At 37.4% G+C, this 24676-nt stretch carries 19 protein-coding genes and 1 other annotated feature; all 19 genes read right to left on the bottom strand.

Annotation, left to right across the window (positions count from 1 at the left end; genetic code table 11):
* Window positions 1-128 precede the first annotated feature (128 nt).
* Window positions 129-2063: a threonine--tRNA ligase gene (thrS, locus tag BT1A1_RS11955; protein ID WP_034771632.1), complete on the bottom strand. Its 1935-nt coding sequence runs from the start codon at window positions 2061-2063 to the stop codon at window positions 129-131.
* A 173-nt stretch (window positions 2064-2236) separates the two neighbouring features.
* Window positions 2237-2467 (bottom strand) — a binding site (T-box leader).
* Window positions 2468-2737: 270 nt separating this feature from the next.
* Window positions 2738-3574: a sporulation protein YtxC gene (ytxC, locus tag BT1A1_RS11960; RefSeq protein ID WP_051989122.1), complete on the bottom strand. Its 837-nt coding sequence runs from the start codon at window positions 3572-3574 to the stop codon at window positions 2738-2740.
* Window positions 3575-3748: 174 nt separating this feature from the next.
* Window positions 3749-4681 (bottom strand): primosomal protein DnaI, encoded by a 933-nt coding sequence (gene dnaI, locus BT1A1_RS11965; protein WP_034771633.1) that lies wholly within the window; start codon window positions 4679-4681, stop codon window positions 3749-3751.
* 85 nt (window positions 4682-4766) lie between these two features.
* Entirely contained in the window at window positions 4767-6131 is a 1365-nt protein-coding gene (locus BT1A1_RS11970) for a replication initiation and membrane attachment family protein (protein WP_034771634.1), read from the bottom strand.
* An 83-nt stretch (window positions 6132-6214) separates the two neighbouring features.
* The gene (gene nrdR / locus BT1A1_RS11975; RefSeq protein WP_034771635.1) at window positions 6215-6679 is read right to left on the bottom strand and encodes a transcriptional regulator NrdR; all 465 of its coding nucleotides are present in this window, start codon (window positions 6677-6679) and stop codon (window positions 6215-6217) included.
* Window positions 6680-6834: 155 nt separating this feature from the next.
* A complete protein-coding gene (locus tag BT1A1_RS11980; protein ID WP_051989123.1) occupies window positions 6835-7224 on the bottom strand; it encodes a hypothetical protein in 390 nt (129 codons plus the stop codon).
* Between the two features lie 152 nt (window positions 7225-7376).
* Entirely contained in the window at window positions 7377-7757 is a 381-nt protein-coding gene (gene speD / locus BT1A1_RS11985) for an adenosylmethionine decarboxylase (protein ID WP_034771636.1), read from the bottom strand.
* A gap of 539 nt (window positions 7758-8296) precedes the next feature.
* Entirely contained in the window at window positions 8297-9325 is a 1029-nt protein-coding gene (locus tag BT1A1_RS11990; protein ID WP_034771637.1) for a glyceraldehyde-3-phosphate dehydrogenase, read from the bottom strand.
* A 369-nt stretch (window positions 9326-9694) separates the two neighbouring features.
* On the bottom strand, window positions 9695-10294 hold the full coding sequence (gene coaE / locus BT1A1_RS11995) for a dephospho-CoA kinase (RefSeq protein ID WP_034771638.1): 600 nt from the start codon (window positions 10292-10294) through the stop codon (window positions 9695-9697).
* Between the two features lie 215 nt (window positions 10295-10509).
* Window positions 10510-11151: a sporulation membrane protein YtaF gene (gene ytaF / locus BT1A1_RS12000; RefSeq protein ID WP_034771639.1), complete on the bottom strand. Its 642-nt coding sequence runs from the start codon at window positions 11149-11151 to the stop codon at window positions 10510-10512.
* A gap of 115 nt (window positions 11152-11266) precedes the next feature.
* Window positions 11267-12100, bottom strand: a complete 834-nt coding sequence (gene mutM / locus BT1A1_RS12005; protein WP_034771640.1) for a DNA-formamidopyrimidine glycosylase — start codon at window positions 12098-12100, stop codon at window positions 11267-11269.
* A gap of 156 nt (window positions 12101-12256) precedes the next feature.
* Window positions 12257-14887, bottom strand: coding sequence for a DNA polymerase I (gene polA, locus BT1A1_RS12010; protein ID WP_034771641.1), 2631 nt, complete (start codon window positions 14885-14887; stop codon window positions 12257-12259).
* A 192-nt stretch (window positions 14888-15079) separates the two neighbouring features.
* The gene (gene hflC / locus BT1A1_RS12015; RefSeq protein WP_034771642.1) at window positions 15080-16012 is read right to left on the bottom strand and encodes a protease modulator HflC; all 933 of its coding nucleotides are present in this window, start codon (window positions 16010-16012) and stop codon (window positions 15080-15082) included.
* On the bottom strand, window positions 16005-17000 hold the full coding sequence (hflK, locus tag BT1A1_RS12020) for an FtsH protease activity modulator HflK (protein ID WP_034771643.1): 996 nt from the start codon (window positions 16998-17000) through the stop codon (window positions 16005-16007). The genes hflC and hflK overlap by 8 nt, the downstream gene beginning before the upstream one ends.
* 452 nt (window positions 17001-17452) lie before the next feature.
* Entirely contained in the window at window positions 17453-19225 is a 1773-nt protein-coding gene (gene pnpS, locus BT1A1_RS12025; protein ID WP_034771645.1) for a two-component system histidine kinase PnpS, read from the bottom strand.
* A complete protein-coding gene (locus BT1A1_RS12030; RefSeq protein WP_034771647.1) occupies window positions 19222-19932 on the bottom strand; it encodes a response regulator transcription factor in 711 nt (236 codons plus the stop codon). Before BT1A1_RS12030 ends, pnpS begins: the two co-directional genes overlap by 4 nt.
* 250 nt (window positions 19933-20182) lie before the next feature.
* Window positions 20183-21115, bottom strand: coding sequence for a malate dehydrogenase (mdh, locus tag BT1A1_RS12035; protein ID WP_034771648.1), 933 nt, complete (start codon window positions 21113-21115; stop codon window positions 20183-20185).
* Window positions 21116-21383: 268 nt separating this feature from the next.
* Window positions 21384-22658, bottom strand: coding sequence for an NADP-dependent isocitrate dehydrogenase (gene icd, locus BT1A1_RS12040; RefSeq protein ID WP_034771649.1), 1275 nt, complete (start codon window positions 22656-22658; stop codon window positions 21384-21386).
* Between the two features lie 251 nt (window positions 22659-22909).
* A complete protein-coding gene (citZ, locus tag BT1A1_RS12045) occupies window positions 22910-24025 on the bottom strand; it encodes a citrate synthase (RefSeq protein WP_034771650.1) in 1116 nt (371 codons plus the stop codon).
* Window positions 24026-24676 lie beyond the last annotated feature (651 nt).

Genomic DNA, 24676 nt, shown 5'->3' on the forward strand with positions numbered 1-24676 from the left:
AAAAAAGTAGGGAATAAGAGCGAAATGTGGGAAATTGTTAAATAATTCACCAGACAAAATATGCGTTCGTTTGATAAAAACACCAACTCTCAAGGAGCTGGTGTCCAACAGTGTCCAACAATATGCGTCTATTTCCTTGCCTCTTGCTTAATTTGCGCTAAGAACGTATCAAATGCCATTGTTTCCGATTTTTGTTCTCCGTATTTTCGGACGTTGACGGCTTTTTCTTCCATTTCTTTATCCCCGACAACAAGCATGTATGGGATTTTTTGAACTTGTGCTTCACGAATTTTATAACCCATTTTTTCATTGCGGGCATCCAATTCAACACGTATACCGGCCTTTTTCAACTCTTCTTGAACGGTTTTTGCATAGTCAAAATGGATTTCAGGGGATACCGGAATCACTTGGACTTGAACCGGTGCCAGCCATGTTGGAAATGCCCCTTTGTATTCTTCAAGTAAATAAGCGACAAACCGTTCCATCGTTGAAACAACACCGCGATGGATAACGACCGGACGATGCGGTTTCCCGTCTTCTCCGACATAAGTTAAATCAAAGCGTTCCGGTAATAAAAAGTCTAATTGGATGGTTGACAAAGTTTCTTCTTTCCCAATCGCCGTTTTCACTTGGACATCAAGTTTCGGACCATAGAATGCTGCTTCACCTTCTGCCTCGAAATAATCAAGACCTAGATCATCCATTGCTGATTTCAACATGCTCTGTGCTTTTTCCCACATTTCATCATCATCAAAATACTTTTTCGTATCTTCCGGATCACGGTAGGATAAACGGAAAGAGAAGTCGGTAATATTGAAGTCTTTATATACTTCCATAATCAACGTAACAACCCGTTTGAACTCGTCCTTAATTTGGTCCGGACGAACGAAAATATGGGCATCATTTAATGTCATACCGCGAACCCGTTGCAGTCCGGATAATGCCCCGCTCATTTCAAAACGATGCATCGTCCCAAGTTCGGCAATCCGAATTGGTAGTTCTCGATAGGAATGCTTGCTGTTTTTATAAATCATCATATGGTGCGGGCAGTTCATCGGCCGGAGTACTAATTCTTCACCGTCACCCATATCCATAGGCGGGTACATATCATCATGATAATGATCCCAGTGACCACTTGTTTTATATAAATCGACATTGGCAAGAACCGGTGTATACACATGGTCGTAGCCAAGACTGATTTCTTTATCAACAATATACCGTTCAATTGTACGGCGAACCGTTGCCCCTTTAGGTAACCATAATGGCAGCCCTTGGCCAACGAGTTGATTGATCGCAAAAATACCTAATTCTTTTCCAAGTTTCCGGTGATCGCGTTCTTTTGCTTCTTCCAACATTTTCAAGTGGGCATCCAATTCCGCTTTGGTAAAAAAGGCAGTTCCGTAAATCCGTTGCAACATTTTATTGTCGCTGTCCCCACGCCAATAGGCACCGGCAATGCTAAGCAACTTGAATTCCTTAATTTTTCCTGTCGACGGAACATGAACACCACGGCAAAGATCGAAAAATTCACCTTGTTCATAGATAGTTACTGTTTCATTTTCAGGAATGGCCTCAATCAGTTCCAACTTATATTCATCGCCAATTTCTTTATACATTTGAATCGCTTCTTCCCGGCTGACAACTTTCCGGACAATTTCAAGATTTTCATTGACGATTTTTTTCATTTCTTTTTCAATTTTAGGAAGGTCTTCCGGGGTGATGGATTCCTCTAAATCAATATCATAGTAAAAGCCGTTTTCAATGACCGGGCCAATACCAAGCTTGACGTTCTTATATAACCGTTTAATTGCTTGAGCCATCAAGTGTGCCGTACTATGGCGCAAAATTTCCAGACTTTCCGGATCCTTATCAGTTAAAATTTGGATTTCGCCGCTTTCCTCAATCGGTGTACGCAAATCGATTAATGATCCGTTTAATTTTCCCGCATAGGCTTTTTTCTTCAATCCCGGACTAATCGATGCAGCAATTTCCTCCATTGTTACACCTTTTGAAAACTCCTTCACTGCTCCATCCGGAAATGTAATTTGAATCCTTTCTGACATGATTACTGCCTCCTCAAGTATTTGAAATTTTACCTAGTTTAGATGAGGAACGACTCGGGACTCCTTTGTCGATCACTCACTTCTAAAGAAAGGTGTATTTCCAACTATGTCGAATGAGAATCCCAGCTGGAAATTATACTTTTTTAATGAAAAATAAAAAACCCGCCCCTAAAAGTAGGGACGAGTTTTAAATACCCGTGGTTCCACCCTGATTCTCGCAAAGTTTAAAAAACCATTGCGACTCAAGAAGCCGATAACGGTCGGTTCCGTCAACCATTACTTGAAAATCTTTCACAGTTGAAGTTTAAAGGGGGTAAGTCCATTATTCGTGTTAGGAAGTTTCCACCGTCCTTCCCTCTCTATAAACCGTAACAACAGACCCTTGTCCTTTGCATCACTTTTTTCTATCCATTTAATTATTGTTTAAAAAGAAACTGAGATGTGCTCCCAACGTCAATTTTTTCTCAGTAAAATTGCTTTATAACAAGTCGACTCAGTCAACGTTTTGAGAAAAATACCTCTTAACTAGTATGTAGGTATTATAAGTTTTTTAAACTAAAAATGCAAGTGATCATTTTTCTTTATAGTCCCCCAAATGGCGTCAGACTACCCCAGAGTGAATGGAAATGATTTTTTCGTGGTAAAGTATATATCCGCTGAATAAATGCACGTGATTATTTTTCTCTTTGGTCATAAGAAAAAGCCTGCAAAGATAAAATAATTAATTTTTCTTCAAAAATGTTTTTTAGCGTTTGAATAATCCCGTTTTCCGGCTGATCCGTATATAAATAGATGATTTCAGGAGCAATTGAAATTAGCGGAGCAATGGTGACTGAATCAACATAAACGGGATGCTCAGACAATAATTTTCGATCTATTCGTTTATCTAAATCCGAACGTTTGATTTTGTTTTTATGTTCATCATAAAATTGAAATCCGTCCTCATTCACCAAATAGATACATTTCATTTGTGCTGACCGCTCAGCCAAAAAATTACGCAAATAGAAAATAAAGGACTGATAATCCTGTTCCATTTTGTACTCGTCAATGGCAATTTCGAGATAAGATGAAAGTTTTTCAATATAAAAGCGAAGTCGGAAAGTTATCAAGGCATCGATGGACAGGATGTGGCTTGAACGAATCACTTCCAGTAAAGCTTGATCAAGCTGTTCCTCTAAAGAAGCATGATCGATCTCGAATGGCAGATCTTTTCTTTTTCCTTCCATGATCGAGTAGACCATTTCAATAATTTGAATTTGTTCATCCGTATCGGTATAGAAAAAATCATTTTCAAGTATTTCCTGACACCACTCCATCCGTTTTTTTTCCATAATAAATTTTTTTAAGTGTTTATATATGTCAGTTAAAAAATCTCCTTTCTTCATACCCGGAAAAATGAAATCCAGTTGTAAGGATTTCCTTTCAATTTGGATATGTTCCGATTTGTTTTTTAAAAATGATTGATAAAAAAAATTTAAATCCTCTTTATTATTAAATTGAATTGAAAACATCTCCGTCCCCCCTGTGAGGCATTCCTGTTTCATATATATGGGGGGCTTGGTTACTTTAGAACTGAACCTCGCTACATGAATTAGCGAGGTTCCTGTTGTACCTTTTCTTATAAGTTTTTTAGATGTTTTGAGTATCCTTATTAATTATTTTTTGTAAGCTGTTAAAGGTCTCGTCTACTTTCTTTTATTCGGTCCATCAATGGGAACCGGCTCGGCCAAAAATTTGATCCGTTCAATGATCCTTGCAGCTTTAAGTTTTTCCTCTTCCCCGCGTTGTGAGTAGGTTAAATGATGTTCTAACTCATTTAAATTAAAGTTTGAAGTAAAAAAAGTCGGCAACCTTTCCAACATACGGAATTGTAATATCGGTCCGAGAACTTCATCCCTTACCCAGCTCGAAACTGCTTCAGCTCCGATATCGTCGAACATAAGAACCGGCGCTTTTTTCAGCATGTCTATTTTTTCATTTAATGTATGGTCACTAATTGCCTGCTTCATCTCTCGAATTAGTTCAGGAACATAAACAATAATAGATGAAATTCCTATTCCGGCTAATTCGTGCGCTACAGCTCCGAGTAAATAGGTTTTCCCCGTTCCAAAAGGCCCATAAAAATAAAAGCCTCTTTGGAAATGTTCACTTCCATAATTAGAGATAAATTGTTCCACCTTATCAACTGCTTGCATACGATTGTCCGTATCGAGAATGACATTTCCTAAAGATGCTTGCAGGATATCTTTTGGCATGTAGAGGCATTGAATTCTGTTTTCCATTTTCTTTTTTTCATCGGCTAACCGTTTTAAGCGGCATGGCACATAGTGGACATCGATCCCATTATTTACTAGCACAAGTTCCGGTTCATAGCCGGGAATGATATTTTTACATTGTTCCAAAGAAGGACATTCCTTACACCCTCTACTTTGCGAGACAAATTCATATAATTTACCAAGACTGCGGTCAATCATTGGTCCCGAAATTTCATCTTGATGTTCCAAAAGAAAAGCACGTACATCAGGATGGGACATAATTTCCTGCCGTATCATCGTAAATCTTTTTTGAAAATCATCCCGATTACTTATCCGATTTAATGTTTCTCTAATATTTTCCATAGCGGGAGCACACCTCCTCATTTTATCTGGAGTACATATCGGTAAAATCGTTTATCATCATGTCAATTCTCTAATTTTACCATTTCTATTTTCTATATTTTTTCAATCGTTCTTCTAAACTTTTTTTCAATTCGATATCAACCTTTTCATTCTGTTTTTCCTGACCGTCATTTCGGTTTTCAAGCCAGTCCGGTACTTTTTCCGTACGAACTGCTTTTCTTTTCGATGTTGGTTTGTTCTTTTTGTTTTGTTGCCATTCGATATACTTACGATGCTCATCTTTTGCCAGTGCCATTGCTTCTTTAACGGTTTTAATTTTTTTCCGTGCCCAGTGCGATGCAATTTTTTCAACAAAAGCTTTCGATAATTTCATGTCGGTTCTAAGCATGCAATATTGAATTAGGACATTGACAACGCCGGAGTTTAATTTTTGATTAATCATGATTTCCTCAATTAACCTTAAATCACTTTCCGCCGGTTCAGAGCCATCCGATAAATCCGTTAAGACTTGTCGCGGACTCACTGTTTCTAAATAACGAACAAGGCGATCCTCCTTTGTTTTCGGTACATCTGTATCCGACTCGTAGATTGGACTTTGGGTACGATCAATTAATTTTGGCAGAGAGTTATAATGCTCAATTTTATACCAATCTCTTGCCCTTTTCCGCAAAGTTTCCATATCTACCTCATTATCGACATTTAAACTGCCCATGACTATATTTTTCATTTGAATGGCGTCAATCCCATATAAAAACGCTAATTTTAAAATTACTTCTTTAACCTTTTTCGTAATGGCGGTTTTTGGGACAACTGCTTCATCAAGTCCTGCCATGAACAAGTCAAAGTCAAAAAAGTCGGGGGCTACTGTCACCGGCTTGGCCTCCATTTTTCCGGGGAGAGCCTTTGCATCATCTTCTGCATTCAATGCTTCATAAGGGAAAGAATGGGTTGAGCCAAATACTTGTTGGAATGGTTGGGTAATCTTTTCAAAACCATCTGTATTTATTGCTTCATCGGCAAAATCATGTTTTAGACGCTGATAGTAATCATGACCAATTTTTTGATAAAGGTAGATGTTCAATAAACCGTCCGTGAAAAATTGGCGTGGTGATAAGGGAGGCTTTAAAATATACAGGAAGGAACGGGAATCGTTATTTTTTTTTACAAACGACTCCAACAGGCCAATTGCCTCCAATTTTTTTCTTGCATTATAAATTTCGGCCAAGTTTAAATCAAGTAAATTCATAATATAATAGTGTGAAGCTGGTTCAGATTGTAGGCGACTCTTCCCAATTTGGTTCAATAATGTCATGTATAAACTGACACATATCGGGCCGATAAGCGGTTGATATAATAAGGTTAGCACCTTTGAATCATCCACATTTAACGGACCCTCAATCCAAACAATATATTGATCTCCCGGTATCAGTTCCTTCCAATGTGGTTCCATGAAAACAACCTCGACCTTTCTTTTATTTTTTTGTATTTATCCCACTCTAAACGGAGAGTCTAACGACCATCTCAACATTCGAGTCATTCTTTATGCTCTTTTTTTAAAAGGTCTTTCAATTCTTCAATAAATACGTTAATATCTTTAAATTGGCGATAGACAGATGCAAATCGAACATAAGCGACTTCATCTATTTTTGCCAATTTATCCATAACCATCTCACCAATCACTTCACTTTTTACTTCTGAAACGCCGAGATTCCGTAATTCCCTTTCCACTTCAGCAGTGATAATTTCAAGCTGATTTAAACTGACCGGACGTTTTTCACATGCCCGAAGTAATCCGCGCAAAATTTTATCCCGGCTGAATTCTTCTCTTGTACCTTCCTTTTTGATAACGATTAATGGATATTCTTCAACCCTTTCAAAGGTTGTGAAGCGGTAGCCGCATTCTTCACATTCACGACGTCTGCGGATAGCCCTGCCTTCATCGACAGGTCTTGAATCAATAACCCTTGTCCCATTATATTTACACGTTGGACATTTCACCTCTTATTCCTCCTTATTCTTTCTTCCTTATTTTGGGATTTTTTTCATGTCTTATGGTTAATAACTTCCATAGCACAGTTCTTATGTTCGAAAAAATTCAGGATGTCCGTTCCGTTAATTTTTAGCTATAGATTTATTGGTGAAATAATTTTTATCTATTTCATATCCGATTTTGGCAACTGCTTGTCCAATTCTTGATAAAAGCGTAAGACAAGTTTCTTCAATGTCGGGTAAAGACCAAATATCGAAAAAATTTCAGAAGATACCATGAAATCAACGGCGGTTTGAAATGGTCGAACTTGAATAACTGTGACAATAATAAACGCTTTTGGCCTACTTGTCATTGAAACAGAAATTTCCCCGCGGTCCTTAGAAACGGCGGTGATTTTCATTGCCGGATCTTTTTTAAACATATCTTCAACCGTTGTTAATACCTTATCAAACGAACTTTTATAATAATGGCTTTTTAAATCTTTGTCAAAATGATCATCAGACGTTTCGCATTTTTTTTGGAATCGTTGAAAAATTGATGGCTTTCTACTCATTCTCTCAAACATCCTTTTCATTCATTTTTCAAAAATTTTTTATGTTGTCCTCATCAAACGTAAATCTATATAGTTTTATCTTACTACATTTTGTATCTATAAAAAAAGATGATGTTTATACTCAACATCATCTTTTGAAATATTTTTTTCAATTAGACATTTTGTACACTTGGACTTTTCACTTCGATAGGACCCATTCCTCTGGGAAACTCTATCGTCTCTCTTGATGTTGCATTCAATTTTTCCGCTATATAATCCGCGGCAATGGTTGGATCCAAATTACCGCACGTATAAACATCAATACTTGCATAACCGTGCTCAGGAAAACTGTGGATGGTTAAATGGGATTCTGAAATGATGACAACCCCACTGACTCCTTGAGGTGCAAATTTATGGAAGGCAACCTCCCGAACTTCAGCACCGGACTTCAACGCAGCATCAACAAATAATCTTTCAATAAAATCCATATCATTCAGTTTGTTATAGTCACAACCCCATAATTCTGAAATAACATGACGACCCAATGTATTCATACGTACGTTCCCCCTTTAATGATTTTTTCCTGTACATACAGGTAAATGAGTGTACACGACAAAAATTGCATAACTACCACGGGGGGAAGTTAGTCCAGAGAGGCCCTAACCCTTTAAGTAGTTATTTTTCCACGCCTATCAGTATACAAGGTTTTCCTATATTAATCAATCAATAAATGCTCTAGGTATCTTAAAAAAACCCTCATATATGAAGCATCCATAACATTATATACATAAGGAATTTGGAAATGTGATTATATTTTGAAACTATGTACATAGACAATCAAAAAATAATCGTTCTTGGTAAATTTACTAAAGAAAACTCGGCGAGAGCAGAGCCGCAAGAGCACTTATGCGTTAGGAAAGTAGAAATTGAAAAATTTATACTTTCCTATTAGCCAAAAGGAAAAACCCAAGAATACAATCTTGGGTCTCCTTCATATTTTTCAATTAAAACAATTTTACACCGCTTGTATGTTATGTGAAAAAAATACGATTCCTCGTAGTCAAACTATATTATCCACGATTAGGTATTCCATTTAGAAACTTGGTTCCATCTCTCTTGCCATTTGGTTCGAGACCATTTTTGCTAAATCGACAACGCGACATGAATAACCCCATTCATTGTCATACCATGCCAATACTTTCACCTTATTTCCTTCTAAAACCATTGTCGAGAGTCCATCTACAATGGAAGAGTGGGAATCTGTATTAAAGTCAACAGATACTAATGGTTCATAAGTTATATCAAGAATACCCCGCAAATCGTTTTTACTTGCATAGACAAATGCATCGTTCACCTCTTCAGCTGTCACTTCTTTTTTCAAATCAACTACTAAGTCAACAAGTGAAACATTCGGTGTCGGTACACGTAAAGCTATGCCATGTAATTTTCCATTTAAATGCGGTAATACTTTGCCAATTGCCTTCGCTGCTCCGGTCGTTGTTGGAATAATAGATTGACCGCATGCACGTGCTCGGCGTAAATCTTTATGCGGATTATCAATATTTTTTTGATCATTCGTATAGGCATGTACCGTTGTCATAAATCCGTTTTCAACACCAAATTGCTCATCTAAAACTTTAATAACAGGCGCCAAGCAATTTGTTGTACAGGATGCATTTGAAATTATTTCATGCTTGTCAATATTTAAAACGGTGTCATTTACACCAACGACAATTGTCACATCCTCATTTTTCCCCGGTGCTGTTAATATTACTTTTTTTGCACCTGCTTTCAAGTGAAATCCGGCTTTTTCACGAGAATTAAATTTACCTGTTGCTTCAATAACAATATCAATATTTAAATCTTTCCAAGGTAATTGTTCAGGATCTCTTTGGTTGACTAAAAGTACCTCTTTGCCGTTAACTACTAGGCTGTTTTCCCCAAATTCCACTTCCCCGTGAAATCTCCCGTGAACTGTATCGTATTTTAATAAGTGAGCAAGCGTTTCTGGAGGATAACTTGCATTAACAGCGACAATATCGAAATCGTTCATCAATATTGCCCTGCGAAATACCATGCGTCCGATTCTTCCAAAACCATTTATTGCTACTTTTTTAACCATGATGGTCCCCCTTGTTATTTATGATACATAATTCAGATAATCATCGTAATTAGTATAACATATTTTATGAAAAGTTCACATATTAATTGCCATTTTTCGAAAAAAGTTTGGGGATCGGGGAATACGGGCTCTCGTTGTCATCGTATGTGGTGAAAAAAGGGGAAATGAATCCGAGAACGGCTCTTGAGACCCATTTCAGCAGTAAATGAAATGAAATAGTCGCGAGGAAAGACTCCGGGTGCCAAATCCAGCAACGAAAAACTGAAAAATGTACGCAAGACGGACCTCTAGAACACAAAAAAAGCTATCTCGGTAAGTACTGCCCCTAAATCATCAGGAAGCCTTTGATTCCTACCAAGAAAGCTCGCTTTATAATATTTTCCAATCTTTTAAGACAGATAGTAATTGAGTTTTTGTTTGTTCAATTGTTCCGCGGTTATCAATAACAGCATCCGCCCGTTCCCTTTTTTGTTCAATGGAAAGCTGTGATGTGATTCTTGCCAGCGCTTCTTCTTTTGTCAAATGGTTCCTGTTCATTAAACGTTCCAGTTGTGTCGGTTGATCAACATAAACAACCAGTACTTTATCAACCATATACGTCAAATTGCTCTCATATAACAAAGGAATGTCAAGAAAAACAACCTTCTCGCCACGACGAAATGCTAATTCCTTTTCTTCATTCATTTTTTTTCGTACTGCCGGATGGACGATAGAGTTTAATAACAGTCGTTTCTTTTCATTTTGAAACACAAGATCCCCTAATTTCTTGCGGTCAATTTCTCCGTTTGCCAGCAGGATTTCTTTACCAAAATGCTCGACTATTTTTTGATAAGCTTCCTCCCCCGGTTCAACTACAACCCTGGCTGCAACATCAGCATCGACAACAGTAAAGCCCAGTTCCTTAATCATTTTTGAAACCGTACTTTTTCCTGTTGCGATGCTTCCGGTAATCCCGATAACCAATAACAACTTCATCCCCTCTTTATTTCCGATTCTAAAAAGTTCATTTACTGACATTTTACCATTTTTATCAAGGGGAACCAACTAGGATCAAATTTGAATTTTTCATATATCAAATAAGTTAAGTTTAAACATGCTTTACGGAAACGCTACTTTGGACATATCACCAATTTAGATACGTTTCAACATACTTTCCGACAATTCACTTTGGACAAATCGTCAATTTAGATTTTCCATATGCCAATTAAGATAAGTAATAAACCGGGAATAAACGAAAAATGCTTAAATAATTGATTGGAACCGAGTGTTGCACCAAATTTAATGCCGGTTGTAGCAAAGATGGCACTCATCAGCCCAACACAAGCGGCAAGTAAAATTGGTGAAAAACCTAACATTGATGCACCAAAACCGGCACCTAAAGCATCGAGAGATAGAGCTGTACCTAACAAGACAGCTTCATATCCGTTAATCGAACCGGACTTATCTAAATCAGCGGTCATCGGCTTTTTCAAAATTTGAATAACAGCACCGATTGATTTCAGTTCAAACTTAACCAAAACTTTTTCATGAACATTTTCAATTGAATCCGTTTTGTCATCCGCTGTACAAAAAAATTGCAATAATGCCCAAGCACCTAAAAGGATAAAGATGCTTCCTCCAATGGTTTCCGTCAAATGCGGGGTAAGGATTTTTCCAAAGTGACTACCGATAATCGATGCGAAATAGAGGGAAAAAGCGGAACAACAAGCAATGATGAAAATGGCATGAAGCGGAATTTTCACTTTTCTCATGCCATAGGTAAATCCGACATTGAAGCTATCAATACTTACAGCCAATGCGAGTAATAAGAGTGGGAATAGATCCAAATGGAACAGCTCCTTTCAACGATTGCTATCCTATCGTATGAAAGGAGCTTGTCCAATGTTCGTGGTTCTTAGGCGAATAACCTGATGATTGGAAGTTCATCAATAGGAAATGGGTTTATATTTTTACTTTTTGGCAGTTTGGGCAAAAATGAGTACCACGCCCGCCGACTTTTATTTTTTCAATAGGGGTGCCACAGTTTTTGCACGGTTTCCCTTCCTGAGCATAGGCATTTAACTCCAATTGGAACATACCTATCTGCCCTTGGGAATTCACATAGGAACGGATGGTACTTCCCCCTTTTTCGACTGCATCTGCTAAAGTGGCAATGATAGCCTCTCTCAATCTTTTAACTTCAGATTTTGATAATGAATTAGCAAGCCGTTCGGGATGTATTTTGGCCCGGTACAAAGCTTCGTCCACATAAATATTGCCGAGTCCTGTAACAATTGTTTGATCAAGGAGAACCGGTTTAATCATTCTCGCCGTTTTTGCTAGTGATTTTGCAAAGTAGGCTGTTGTAAACTCTTTGGCAAACGGTTCCGGTCCCAGTTGACTGAGCGGTAAATGGTTCATTTCTTCACCGATTGGAAAAATATGCATCGTTCCAAACTTTCGAACATCCCGATATCGCAATTCGGTCCCATCGGTAAATGAAAAAATGACATGAGTGTGTTTATCAAAAGGTTCTTCTTTCGGGTAGAGTCCGTATTTTCCTTCCATCCGTAAGTGAGAGACAAGTGCAACATCATTCATGTAAAATATGAGAAACTTTCCCCTTCTTCCCATTGTTTGTATCGTTTGCCCTTTTAATAAAACGATAAATTCTTCAACATCTGGCGGGTTTTTTATTATCTTTGGCCAAAATACTTTTACATCCTTGATTGTTTTCCCGAGGACGATTGCCTCAAGTGTTCGTTTGATTGTTTCAACTTCTGGTAATTCCGGCATAAGTTTTCCTTTCCTTTCATTGTTTAAAACGAAATGCGCAAAATCAAAATTCAGCGGAGTAATACGAAGGTTTAGAAGAGAAATTAGCCATTTTCTAAGGAAAACCAGCCCATTTTTTCCTATGGGCCGGCTTTTTTCTAGTATAAGGCATTCGTTTTACTTCGCATCAAACCATGTCGGACCGTAAGCATAATCAACTTTCAATGGCACTTTAAGTTCAAGCGCATGCTCCATAACGTCCGGAACAATCTCCTTTAATTTATCCACTTCATCTTCCGGCGCTTCAAAGATAAGTTCATCATGAACTTGTAAAAGGAGGCGTGCTTGTAATTTTTCCGTCTTTAATCTCTCGGCCATATCGATCATTGCTTTTTTAATGATATCAGCGGCACTCCCTTGAATCGGTGTATTCATGGCTGTCCGCTCGGCAAAACTGCGCACATTGAAATTCCGGCTCGTGATTTCAGGAATATAACGTCTCCGGTGTAATAATGTGGTGACATATCCATTTTGTTTTGCTTCTTGGACGATATCTTCCATATACTGTTTAACTTGCGGATAACTTTTAAAATAGCGTTCAATAAATTGACCGGCTTCTTTCCTTGTAATCCCTAAGTTTTGCGACAAACCATAATCACTGATGCCGTAAACGATACCGAAATTGACTGCTTTTGCCTGTCTTCGCATATTACTTGTCACTTCATCATGAGCAACATGAAAGACATCCATTGCCGTTTTTGTATGAATATCAAGGCCTTGTTTAAAGGCATCGATCAATCGTTCATCTCCCGAAATATGAGCAAGTACCCGTAACTCAATTTGCGAGTAATCCGCCGAAAACATCACCCAACCTTTTTCCGATGGGACAAATGCTTGCCTGATTTTTCGTCCTTCTTCTAAACGAATCGGGATATTTTGTAAATTCGGATCGGTGGAGCTGAGCCGCCCGGTTTGGGTTAACGCTTGATTAAAACGAGTATGGACTTTTCCGTCTTCCGGATTAACGACTTTCAATAAGCCTTCAATATATGTCGATTGTAATTTACCAAGTTGGCGATATGTTAAAATTTGATCAACAATCTCATGTTCCGTTTGCAATTTTTCCAATACATCCGCTGACGTTGAATAGCCGGTTTTTGTCTTTTTAATGACCGGTAAACCTAGTTTATCAAATAAAATGACACCGAGTTGTTTCGGGGAATTGATATTGAATGGTTCACCGGCCAATTGGTGAATTTTTCCTTCAATCTCATTTAACCGTTTTTTAATTTCTTCTCCCATTTCTTTCAAACGGTTTACATCAACTGCTACTCCGGTGCTTTCCATTTCCGCTAAAATTCTCGACAGCGGCATTTCTAGTTCGATAAATAGCTCGTATTGTTCATTTTTCTTCAGTTCATCAATCAAGCGATCTTTTAAATGGTAAATGGCCAAGGCTTTTCGAACGATGGTTTCAGCCCGTTCTTTATCCGTCAATGATGTCCGTTTCGCCCCTTTCCCATAAACTGTATCATCAGCTAATACTTGGTTGTAATGATGGGCTTTTGCGACATCACTAAAATCTTGGATTGTCTCGGACGGATTTAATAAGTAAGAGGCAATTAGTAAATCAAAGTCAATTCCGTTTACGTCCATACCAAGTTTTTGTAATGAAACAATCGTTCGTTTCGCATCATATACGGCAAGTTTCGTTTTTTCATCTTCAAGCCATGCTTTAAAAACCGAAGAAGATTTTACGACATCAACCGGAAGATAGTAATTTCCTGTATCATTGACCAGCCCCAGCCCGATGATTGGAGCATAATGGTAATTATCTTCAATGATTTCCACATATAGCGCACTATTTTGTTGTAATATTTCCTCGGTAATTTCTTTTACAAATTCGAATTCGACTTCTTCCAATTTCTGATCTTCAATCTGAACAGACGAATCCATTTTTTCAAGAAAAGATTGGAAGCCGAGTTCTTTATATAGTGAAACAAGCTTTTCTGTGTTTGCGCCTTGATAATTAATGTCAGCTAATCCGATATCAATCGGCGCTTCACGAAAAATCGTCGCTAATTGCTTACTCATTAATGCCTGATCTTTGTAAGTCGATAAGTTTTCTTGCAATTTTTTCCCGCTTACTTGGTCAACCGACTCTAATAAATTTTCAACCGAATGATATTGTTTTAACAGTTTGATAGCCGTTTTTTCCCCAATACCCGGAACGCCGGGAATATTGTCGCTTGCATCCCCCATCAAACCTTTCATATCAATAATTTGTTCCGGACTTAAGCCATACTTTTCTTTTATATGGTCAGGTGTATATTTTTCAATATCGGTAACACCTTTACGGGTAACTAAGACCGTTGTTTTTTCAGAAGCCAGCTGGGTTAAGTCTTTATCACCGGAAACGATTCGTACTTCAAAATTGTTTTCTTCAGCTTGTTTTGATAATGTTCCGATAATATCATCGGCTTCATAATTTTCCAGTTCGTATTGAGCAATTCCGTGTGCTTTTAATAATTCACGAAGATATGGAAATTGTTCGGATAATTCAGGGGGTGTTTTTTGCCGACCACCTTTATAATCACTATAAGTTTCATGTCGAAAAGTCGTTTTTCCTGCATCAAAAGCGACTAATATATGTGTTGGTTTTTCTTCCTTTAAAATTTTTTCCAGCATCATGGCAAATCCGTAAACAGCATTTGTATGTATACCTTTATCATTATTCAATAGCGGCAAGGCGAAGAACGCACGGTATGCGACACTATTTCCGTCAATTAAAACTACTTTCTTATTCAAAATATAACCCCCGTTTCTTTTGACACTCGCTAATATTGTAGATTGTATCCGGCTTCTTATCATATGTTCCAAAAGCCAAATATAGATAAACCGAGTGTACGGAATAAAAGAAATAGCCGTTTTCCTTACCTTATTCTAGCATGGAATGAAGGGAAAGGAAAACGACCGCATGATCAATTTACGAAAGTCTACTTATTCGACATATCCTTGTAGTAATCTCGCATATGGAGAGTTGGACGGTAAAATAATGACAGTTTGGTCATTAATTGTCTTTTTATACGACTCCAAAGTTCTAAACAAACGGTAGAATTCCGGGTCTTTCGAAAAAGCTTCATTATAAATTTGTGCAGCTTCCCCTTCCCCTTCTGACCGAATCACCTCGGCATCTGCTTTCGCTTTGGAAATCATTTCTTGGTATTCTCGATCGGTTTCAGCCATAATTTTATTTTTTTCCGCATCCCCTTGAGATAAATAGTCCTGAGCCGTAGATTCCCGCTCACTGATCATTCGGGTATAAACGGATTGTTCGTTTTCAGCAGGCAAATCGGTGCGCTTAATACGGACATCGGATACGACTATCCCATATTGGTCCTTCTTCAAAAGTTCATTTACTTGCTCAGTTACCCGGTCATTCAGGCTTCCGCGAGATGAATTTTCATCATTTATAATTTCATCGTAGTTTAACTGACCAAGTTCAGAACGGACAACGGAATAGACAAACTCCTCCATTCTTGCTTCGGCACTTTCCATCGTTCGTGCATTTATAATTAAGCTTTCAGGATCTTCAATTTTCCAAATCGCATAGTTATCGATAATCATCCGTTTCTTATCTTTCGTATTAATTTCCGACTGCTCGACGTCCAATGTCATTTGATATTTCGGCAATGTTGTGACGGTCTGGATAAACGGTACTTTTATATGAATGCCCGGATCACTGATGACTCGTTTAATTTCTCCAAACTGACGAACGATTTTATACTCCCCTTCTTTTACAATAAAAATATTGGTAAATATCAAGAATAGCAGGAGTAAAGTGATTAAAATAACGATACCGGTTTTAATCCATTTTCGAAATGGAATATCTGTTCTTTTTTTCTCCATATCAATTACTTTACCTTTACTCATTATTTTTTTCACTTCCTTCCTGTTTTGTTCCTGAACTTTGACTCTCGTTCGCGTTATTCTCTTTTCTTTCTAGCGGAGCAATCGGTAAATATTTCAATGTTTCACCATCATCATTCATAATATAAATTTGTGCATTAGGAAGCACTTGTTCTATCGTTTCAATTGTTAACCGTTCACGGGTCACATCCGGACTACTTTTATATTGTTCATACAAACGGTTGAAAACGGATACACTCCCTCTTGCTGCTTCAACACGTGCGGCTTTGTCTCCCTGTGCTCTTGACATAATCGCAGCGACTTCTCCCTCAGCCTCATTCATTTTTTGGTTACGATATTTTTGTGCCTCATTAATTTTTGTGTTCATCGTTTCTCTTGCGTCAGTTACATTGGTAAATGCCGCTCGGACTTCATCATTTGGCAATTCTACATCTTGTAATTTTACTGCCAAAATCGTGATGCCTATATCATATTTCGTGACCAAATCTGATAAAATCTCTCGGACATTCCCTTCAATATCCGCCCTGCCTGATGTTAATGCATCATCAATTTTCGAACTCCCGATAATACTACGTAACGATGCACTTGTCGCATCATACAAGATTTCTTGTGGTGCTTCCGAATTGTACAAATATTTAATCGGGTCTGTGATTTTCCATTGAACAACAAGATCTGCCAAAACGATATTTTCATCACCGGTAATCATTTTTGTATCATTTTGATTCTCTGAAACTACCTTCCCGCCTTTTTCCTTATAGCCAAATTGTAGACTATATGTTTCCTTGGACAGCTTATCTACCGTTTGAATCGGCCAAGGGAATTTAAACTTTAAACCAGGCTCCGTTACTGTATCCTCTGCCTTGCCGAATGTTAAAATAACCGCTTGCTCTGATTCATCAACCGTATACCAAGATGTGAATCCGACTAGTACGAGTAATAAAATCCCGATAACAATCCCCGCAACTGTATAAATCTGTTTCAGATTTACCATATAATCTCCCTCTCTAGATACTGTTTCAAATATATACGGATCAATTAACAGATAGGTTTCAGTAAATTTTCTGGTCCGGCGATTTCACAGCCAGAAAATAAAGAAAACTCGGCGACTGCCGAGTCTTTAGGCGATGGCAAAGCCGTAGTTGCACTTATACTTAAAACTTAAAATTTCCCACTACGTCGAATTTGCTTCTTTGCTGGAAATTTATACTTTCTTAACGTATAAAAAAAGACTGTCCTATACATGGCTTTTGTCTGCTCTGTTCCCGTTTACGAGATGACAGACATTATACCATAGGACAGCCCTCTATCCATCCAGTTCTTGGACGTTGGGGTTTTCATAACCAATATATACTGCCAATTTAAATTCTATATGGAGGTTTTGTTAATTGTTTGTAAATTAAACTGTTTTTCCTGATCGTTTATAACTATTATGACTAGGTCATGTCATCTTATGTCTTTTGGCATGATTTTCCATAACTTCACAATAAATCTTGACCCTTTACCAACTTCACTTTCCACATGAATCTCGCCATGATGTGCTTCCACAGAATGTTTGACAATGGCCAGGCCTAGACCAGTACCACCGGAGTTCCTGCTGCGTGCCCTATCAACCCGGTAAAATCGTTCAAAAATACGCGGAATTTCCTCCTTTTCAATGCCAATTCCCGTATCGGCGATGGAAATAACAACAAATTCATCATCATCTTGAATGTGAACTTCAACTTTACCCGAGGGCAACGTATATGCAATGGCATTTGACAGTAGATTGATGAAAATTTGTTGCAAACGTAATGAATCCCCTTCAACTGTTAAAGGTCGTTCTTCAAATATTTGAATATCAATTTGTTTATCTTCAGCACGTTTTCTCAAAGAATCAACAATATCATGAATCATTTTGTTCATTTCAACTTGATTAATATTTAATTTTAAATCTTCTTGTTCAATTTTCGATAATTCGAGCAGGTCATATACTAAAGATTGAAGTCGATTGCTTTCTTTCAATATAATATTTAAAAAAGACTCCAATGCCTTTTCATCATGAAGCGCCCCGTCTAATAATGTTTCGGTAAATCCTTTAATTGACGTAACCGGTGTTTTTAATTCATGAGAAACGTTTGCGACAAAATCTTTTCTAACTTTCTCTAATTTTTTGATCTCAGTAATATCATGAAAAACAAGGACAATCCCTTTCCATTCATTATTTGAACTAATAATTGGTGCGCCGTACACTTCAAGATTTTTCATCTGGATATGAATTGGAATCGTAATTTGTCTACGGATTTTTTGCTCTGTCATGAAAATATGTTCAATAATTTGTTTTACATCTTCATGTTCGAAAACTTCCAAATAAGTCTTTCCGATTATTTCGGTTTCTTCAACCCGAAACATTTCTTTGTACATTTGATTGGTTAAAATAATACAACCTTTGTCATCAATTAATATAAGTGGTATTCCCATATTTTCAATGACGGCACGCAACCGGTCATTTTGCATTTCCTGTTCCTTGGTAATCCTTTGCAAGTTTCTGGCTAAAATATTTAGTGAAGAGTTTAACTTGCTGAACTCATTATATGTATATTCATATGTCCGGGCTTGATAATTTCCTTTAGCCAACTCAATAGCTGTTTTGGTGGCCGATTCAACCGGTTTTATAAAATTTGTCGTAATTTTTGATCCGATAAATAAAATGACGATAAATGCCAAGCCAAGAATAACAAACAGCAATAGCCATAATTGTTTATGAGCAACCGTTAGTTCATCCAGCTCTGATGTGATAACTAATATACCGTCCACCTTGCCATTGATTTCAATGACATCCCACCAATAAAAAATATCCAATCCACTGCCAATATATTTCCTTCCGTTTTTATTTGTCTGGATACCTTTGACAATATCGGAAAGTACATCATGATGGTCTTTATATTTTTCGGCAGTTTCACCAATATCATAAATCACTTTACCATCTGTTGATAAAATGGTTATATTGGCATTGATCATTTCTTTTGCTTTCTTAATTTGATCGGTTTGAAGGGTAGAAGTCCCTCCTTGGTCTTCTATTTGCTGTATAATCAAATTCCCCTCTTTTTGAAATTCATCGAAGAAAGAGTTGATATAATAGGTTTTAAATAATTGACCTAGCAAAAGTCCTAACCCGATAAATACAGAAATAACTAATACAATTAGCGCAAGAAATAATCGATAGCGCAATTTTTTCATACTTTTGGCTCCTCAAATTTATAGCCAAGTCCACGAATGGTTTTAATATACTGCGGTTTTTTCGAGTTTGCCTCAATTTTATCCCGTAAATGACTAATGTGAACATCAACAATTCTTGTATCACCGGCAAAATCATAATTCCAAACTGCATTTAATAACTGATCACGGGTCAATACACGTCCTTTATTCTTTGTTAAATATAAGAGCAGTTCAAATTCTTTCGGAGTGAACTCCAGCAATTCCCCGCTTAAAAATACTTCATATCGGTCCGGAAATATTTCAAGGTTGCCGATATTAATTTTTATGCTATCCCCTTCCTTTTCTGACTGTTCAGGAAAATTATTTGTTCTCCGTAAAATTGCTTTAATCCGGGCAACAACTTCTCTTGGACTGAACGGTTTTGTCATATAATCATCGGCACCTAATTCCAAACCAAGAACTTTATCGATTTCATCATCCTTTGCTGTCAACATAAGAATAGGGGTATGTATATGTTCTCGCCGCAACTCTTTACATACTTCCATACCATCCATTTTTGGCAACATTAAATCAAGTACAATTAAGTTCGGGGATTCGGTCTTAGCTCTTTGAAATCCCTCTTCACCATCATATGCCGTCAACACATCAAATCCTGCTTGGCGTAAATTATATTCCAATAACGTAACAATGGATTCTTCATCATCGACAATTAGTATTTTTTTATCCATCCACTAAACTCCTCCATCAATTATTGAAGCCCCAACTTCCACTACTGGTATTTATTACAGTTATTTATTTATCGGTTGTTTTAAATATACCTGTACTAGTTGTGTCTTTCAAGATTTTTACCCTTTTATAGAATATTCATGTTCTCCCGGCTGTCAATTAAAATAACAAAAGCCCTCCTAAACGGAAAGGCCTGTTGTTACTGCTTTTTATCCAACCTTAACGGGGCAGTAAAACCCCCATTGATGGACTTCATACTAAAACACCAAGTACATTTTTAACTGATTCTGCTGACTTGTTTAATGCAATTTTTTCTTCTTCTGTTAGTTCAAGCTCAATGACTTTTTCAATTCCATTGCCACCGAGGATCGTCGGAACACCTAAGTAGATTCCATTGAAACCATATTCACCTTCTAAATAGGCAATAGCGGGAAGAATACGACGTTGGTCTTTTATAATAGCTTCCACCATTTGCGTAAGGGAGGCTGCAGGAGCGTAGTATGCACTGCCATTTCCTAACAAGTTAACAATTTCTCCGCCACCGGTTCTTGTTCTGGCAACAATTTCATCAAGACGTTCTTTTGGAAGCAGTTTTTCTAAAGGAATTCCACCAGCATAGGAGTAACGTACTAGTGGTACCATATCATCACCGTGCCCGCCTAAAACAAAACCTGTTACATCTTTAACAGAAATATTTAATTCTTGGGCGATAAATGTCCGAAAGCGAGCGGTATCCAATACACCGGACTGACCAATCACCCGACTTTTAGGAAGTCCGGACTCTTTATAAACCGTGTAGGTCATCGCATCCACCGGGTTTGTCAAAACAATGATGATACAATTAGGAGAATATTTAACAACCTCATGGGTAACAGTTTTCATAATCTTTTGATTTGTTTGCACAAGGTCATCGCGGCTCATTCCCGGTTTACGGGCAATCCCCGCTGTAATAACAACAATGTCTGAATCCTTCGTATCTTCATAATTGGACGTACCGATAATATTGGCATCAAATCCTTGTACAGGACTCGCTTCCAACATGTCTAAAGCTTTTCCTCTTGTCGGATTTTGCAATTGCGGAATATCGACAAGAACGACATCCCCCAGTTCCTTTTGAGCGATAAATAGGGCAGTGGTTGCACCGGTGAATCCAGCCCCAATGACAGAAATTTTACGTCTTGACATTTTAAATATCCCCCTTAGTTTGAATGAAATTTAGTTTAGAACTAAAGATTTCAAAATCTTTCTCCCAAACAAATTCAAAAAACTTATCGTGATAAAACTCCCCATCGACCAAGTCATAAAAAAATCGTTCTTCATAAAAAATACTTTTGTTCAGAGGATAGAAGGAGCTCCCTTCCTCTTTGTTCGCCATGCTTATTTATAACAAAACGGTTTTGCAGAAGAAAAGGAGTCCCCACTCCTATAAACTTCCGCAAAATTTGTTAACAGTTTATTCACCCATATTTTCAATTAATTTTGTCCCAAACTCTGAACATTTCACTTCAGTAGCCCCGTCCATCAGTCTGGCAAAGTCATATGTAACAACCTTTGAGGCAATCGTTTTTTCCATAGATTTAATAATCAAATTTGCTGCTTCTTTCCAGCCTAAATGTTCCAGCATTAACACACCGGACAAGATGACGGAAGAAGGATTAACTTTATCCAATCCGGCGTATTTCGGCGCAGTTCCGTGAGTAGCTTCAAAAATCGCATGACCGGTTTCATAGTTGATATTTGCCCCCGGTGCAATACCAATTCCACCCACCTGAGCAGCCAATGCATCAGAAATATAGTCACCGTTTAGGTTCATTGTAGCAACAACATCAAATTCACGCGGGCGAGTTAAAATTTGTTGTAGGAAAATATCGGCAATGACATCTTTGACAATAATTTTCCCTTGCGCTTCTGCATCCGCTTGAGCTTTGTTTGCAGCCTCTATACCGTCAGTTTCTTTAATGCGGTCGTATTCAGCCCAAGTAAATACTTGATCACCGAATTCTCTTTCCGCCAATTCATAACCCCAGTTTTTAAACGCACCTTCTGTAAATTTCATAATATTACCTTTGTGAACAAGAGTAACGGATTTGCGGCCTTCTCTTATGGCATAGTTAATCGCAGCACGTACTAAACGCTCTGTACCTTCTTTTGAAACAGGTTTTATACCAATTCCGGATGTTTCCGGGAAGCGAATTTTCTTTACACCCATTTCATTTTGTAAAAATTCAATTACTTTTTTCACTTCCGGTGTACCTTCTTTATATTCAATACCGGCATAAATGTCTTCGGTATTTTCGCGGAAAATAACCATATCTGTATCTTGTGGACGTTTTACCGGTGAAGGAACACCTTCAAACCAACGAACCGGACGTAAACATACAAATAGGTCCAACTCTTGACGAAGCGCAACGTTTAAAGAGCGAATCCCTCCACCAATCGGAGTAGTCAACGGACCTTTAATGGCAATTATATTTTCACGAATGACATCCAATGTTTCTTCCGGTAACCATTCACCGGTTTTATTAAAAGCTTTTTCACCGGCATAAACTTCTTTCCACACAATTTTTCTTTGACCGCCATAAGCTTTTTCCACCGCTGCATCAAGAACACGTGATGAAGCAGCCCAGATATCCGGACCGGTCCCGTCTCCTTCAATGAATGGAATGATTGGATTGTTCGGTACATTTAGTACCCCATTCTGAACCGTAATTTTTTCTCCTTTTGTCATGTTAGTTCCCTCCAATTTCATGGTGAAAGGCTAGGAAAGTAAACATCTCCTAACCTTTTTATCTTTTTATTTATAAAGTAAAGCTGCAATCAATGGAAAAAATAATATCCCCACTAATTGTCAGCTGAACAAAACGACTTTATCTGGCTAACCTTTTCCGACCATTCTTCCATTTGGGCTGGCAGGGTTTCTTGGCTTACCGTTAGAGTAGGAGATTCATTCTCCATTATCAAAAAATGGATAAATGATTATTAACGTTTTTCCAAAGGTATATACACTTGTTTCGAAGGTCCGATATATTCTGCACGCGGACGAATTAACCGGTTGTTTTCATATTGTTCGAGAATATGAGCAAGCCATCCGGAAGTACGACTAGTTGCAAAAACTAAAGTAAACAAGTCGTGGTCGATTCCTAAGCTGTCATATACAGAAGCAGAATAAAAATCAACATTAGCGGGCAAATTCTTTTCACTAGTAACAATTTGTTCAATTTTTACAGATATATCGTACCATTTTGATTTTCCGGTTAGTTTTGTTAATTTCTCTGACATTTCTCTTAAATGTTTTGCACGTGGGTCGCCATTCCGATATACGCGATGACCAAATCCCATGATTTTTTCCTTATTGGCAAGTTTCTCTCGAATATACGGTTCAACATTTTCTATAGAACCAATTTCCGTCAACATTTTCATTACTTGTTCATTTGCACCGCCATGTAAAGGACCTTTTAATGCGCCAATTGCTGCTGTAATACCCGAATAAATATCCGACAAAGTGGCCACACAAACGCGGGCAGTAAATGTTGAAGCATTCAATTCATGATCCGCATGAAGAACAAGTGCTTTGTCAAATGCTTCAACAGCTACTTTGTCCGGTTCTTTACCGGATAGCATATATAAGAAATTCGCAGCTAAACCGAGATCTTTACGAGGTGCGATCGGTTCCAATCCTTTTCGAATTCTCGAAAATGCTGTAACGATTGTAGGGATTTTTGCTTGGATGCGGATTGCTTTTCGATAGTTGGCATCACTTGTTTGAACATCTGCCTCCTCGTCAAATAACCCAAGATAAGAAACAGCAGTTCGAAGTGCAGCCATTGGATGGACTTTATCACTTGGGTATGCTTTCAAGTGGTCAATGACTTGACTTGGAACTTCCGCATTATTGGCTAATTGAATTCTTAAATCTTCCAGCTCCACGGCATTTGGCAGGCGCCGATGCCATAGTAAAAAAACTACTTCTTCAAATGTGGCATTTTCAGCTAAATCATCAATATCATAACCAACATATGTCAATGTATCATCAATAATTGAACTAATTGATGAAGTTGCGGCAACTACCCCTTCTAACCCTTTTGTAGCAGTCATCAAAATTTCCCCCTTAATTTGAATTTTAAAAATTATCGTTTTAGTACTATACTAGCAAATAATTATATTTAAAACAATCCTATCCCTTTCATTCGTTAACACCTAAAAACCTAGTAAAAATAATTAGAGATTAAATTCACCCTTTCTATGTATACATCAAAATTATAATGAGAATAATTGTTACAGGATATACCTTTATTTTATTATAAGGTGACCAGATTTGAAAAAGAAAATGCTTACAAAAAAATATTTTTTAAGAAATCAATCCAATTTTCTTATGGTTTTCAGTTTTTCAATCCAATTATAACCGATAAAAATTAATTTGTGAATGGGGTATGAACAAAATGTGAATGTTTTTTTATTTTTTCACAAAAACATTTACGAACTAGTTTTTTCTTAAACTGGAAATTGATTATATTTACCGTTTTATTCATATTTTTTCTATTTTTTGTATCGAATGTGAATAAAGTTCAAAGGGAAAAATTAAATTTCAAATATTTACAATTTTATTTTTTCGTTAATATAAGGTTTGAAGATTTGGTGCATGTAAATTCGATGGGAAAATGCTAAAATATGTGATGGAAGAATGTCTTTTTGCATCTTTTCAAAAATTGTCTTTTATAATGAAGATATTTATTCATATAGAGGAAA

This window comes from Caldibacillus thermoamylovorans (genome assembly GCF_000751775.1).
Classification (GTDB): Bacteria; Bacillota; Bacilli; order Bacillales; family Caldibacillaceae; genus Caldifermentibacillus; species Caldifermentibacillus hisashii.

Bases quoted from the DNA above. Each gene is read 5' to 3' on its own strand.
- ytxC (WP_051989122.1), bottom strand. From the start codon at position 3,574: ATGTTTTCAATTCAATTTAATAATAAAGAGGATTTAAATTTTTTTTAT.
- citZ (WP_034771650.1), bottom strand. From the start codon at position 24,025: ATGACTGCTACAAAAGGGTTAGAAGGGGTAGTTGCCGCAACTTCATCA.
- thrS (WP_034771632.1), bottom strand. From the start codon at position 2,063: ATGTCAGAAAGGATTCAAATTACATTTCCGGATGGAGCAGTGAAGGAG.
- BT1A1_RS11980 (WP_051989123.1), bottom strand. From the start codon at position 7,224: ATGAGTAGAAAGCCATCAATTTTTCAACGATTCCAAAAAAAATGCGAA.
- BT1A1_RS11970 (WP_034771634.1), bottom strand. From the start codon at position 6,131: ATGGAACCACATTGGAAGGAACTGATACCGGGAGATCAATATATTGTT.
- pnpS (WP_034771645.1), bottom strand. From the start codon at position 19,225: ATGAAAAAATTGCGCTATCGATTATTTCTTGCGCTAATTGTATTAGTT.
- BT1A1_RS11990 (WP_034771637.1), bottom strand. From the start codon at position 9,325: ATGGTTAAAAAAGTAGCAATAAATGGTTTTGGAAGAATCGGACGCATG.
- mdh (WP_034771648.1), bottom strand. From the start codon at position 21,115: ATGTCAAGACGTAAAATTTCTGTCATTGGGGCTGGATTCACCGGTGCA.
- BT1A1_RS12030 (WP_034771647.1), bottom strand. From the start codon at position 19,932: ATGGATAAAAAAATACTAATTGTCGATGATGAAGAATCCATTGTTACG.
- speD (WP_034771636.1), bottom strand. From the start codon at position 7,757: ATGAATACATTGGGTCGTCATGTTATTTCAGAATTATGGGGTTGTGAC.
- icd (WP_034771649.1), bottom strand. From the start codon at position 22,658: ATGACAAAAGGAGAAAAAATTACGGTTCAGAATGGGGTACTAAATGTA.
- mutM (WP_034771640.1), bottom strand. From the start codon at position 12,100: ATGCCGGAATTACCAGAAGTTGAAACAATCAAACGAACACTTGAGGCA.
- hflK (WP_034771643.1), bottom strand. From the start codon at position 17,000: ATGGTAAATCTGAAACAGATTTATACAGTTGCGGGGATTGTTATCGGG.
- hflC (WP_034771642.1), bottom strand. From the start codon at position 16,012: ATGAGTAAAGGTAAAGTAATTGATATGGAGAAAAAAAGAACAGATATT.
- dnaI (WP_034771633.1), bottom strand. From the start codon at position 4,681: ATGGAAAATATTAGAGAAACATTAAATCGGATAAGTAATCGGGATGAT.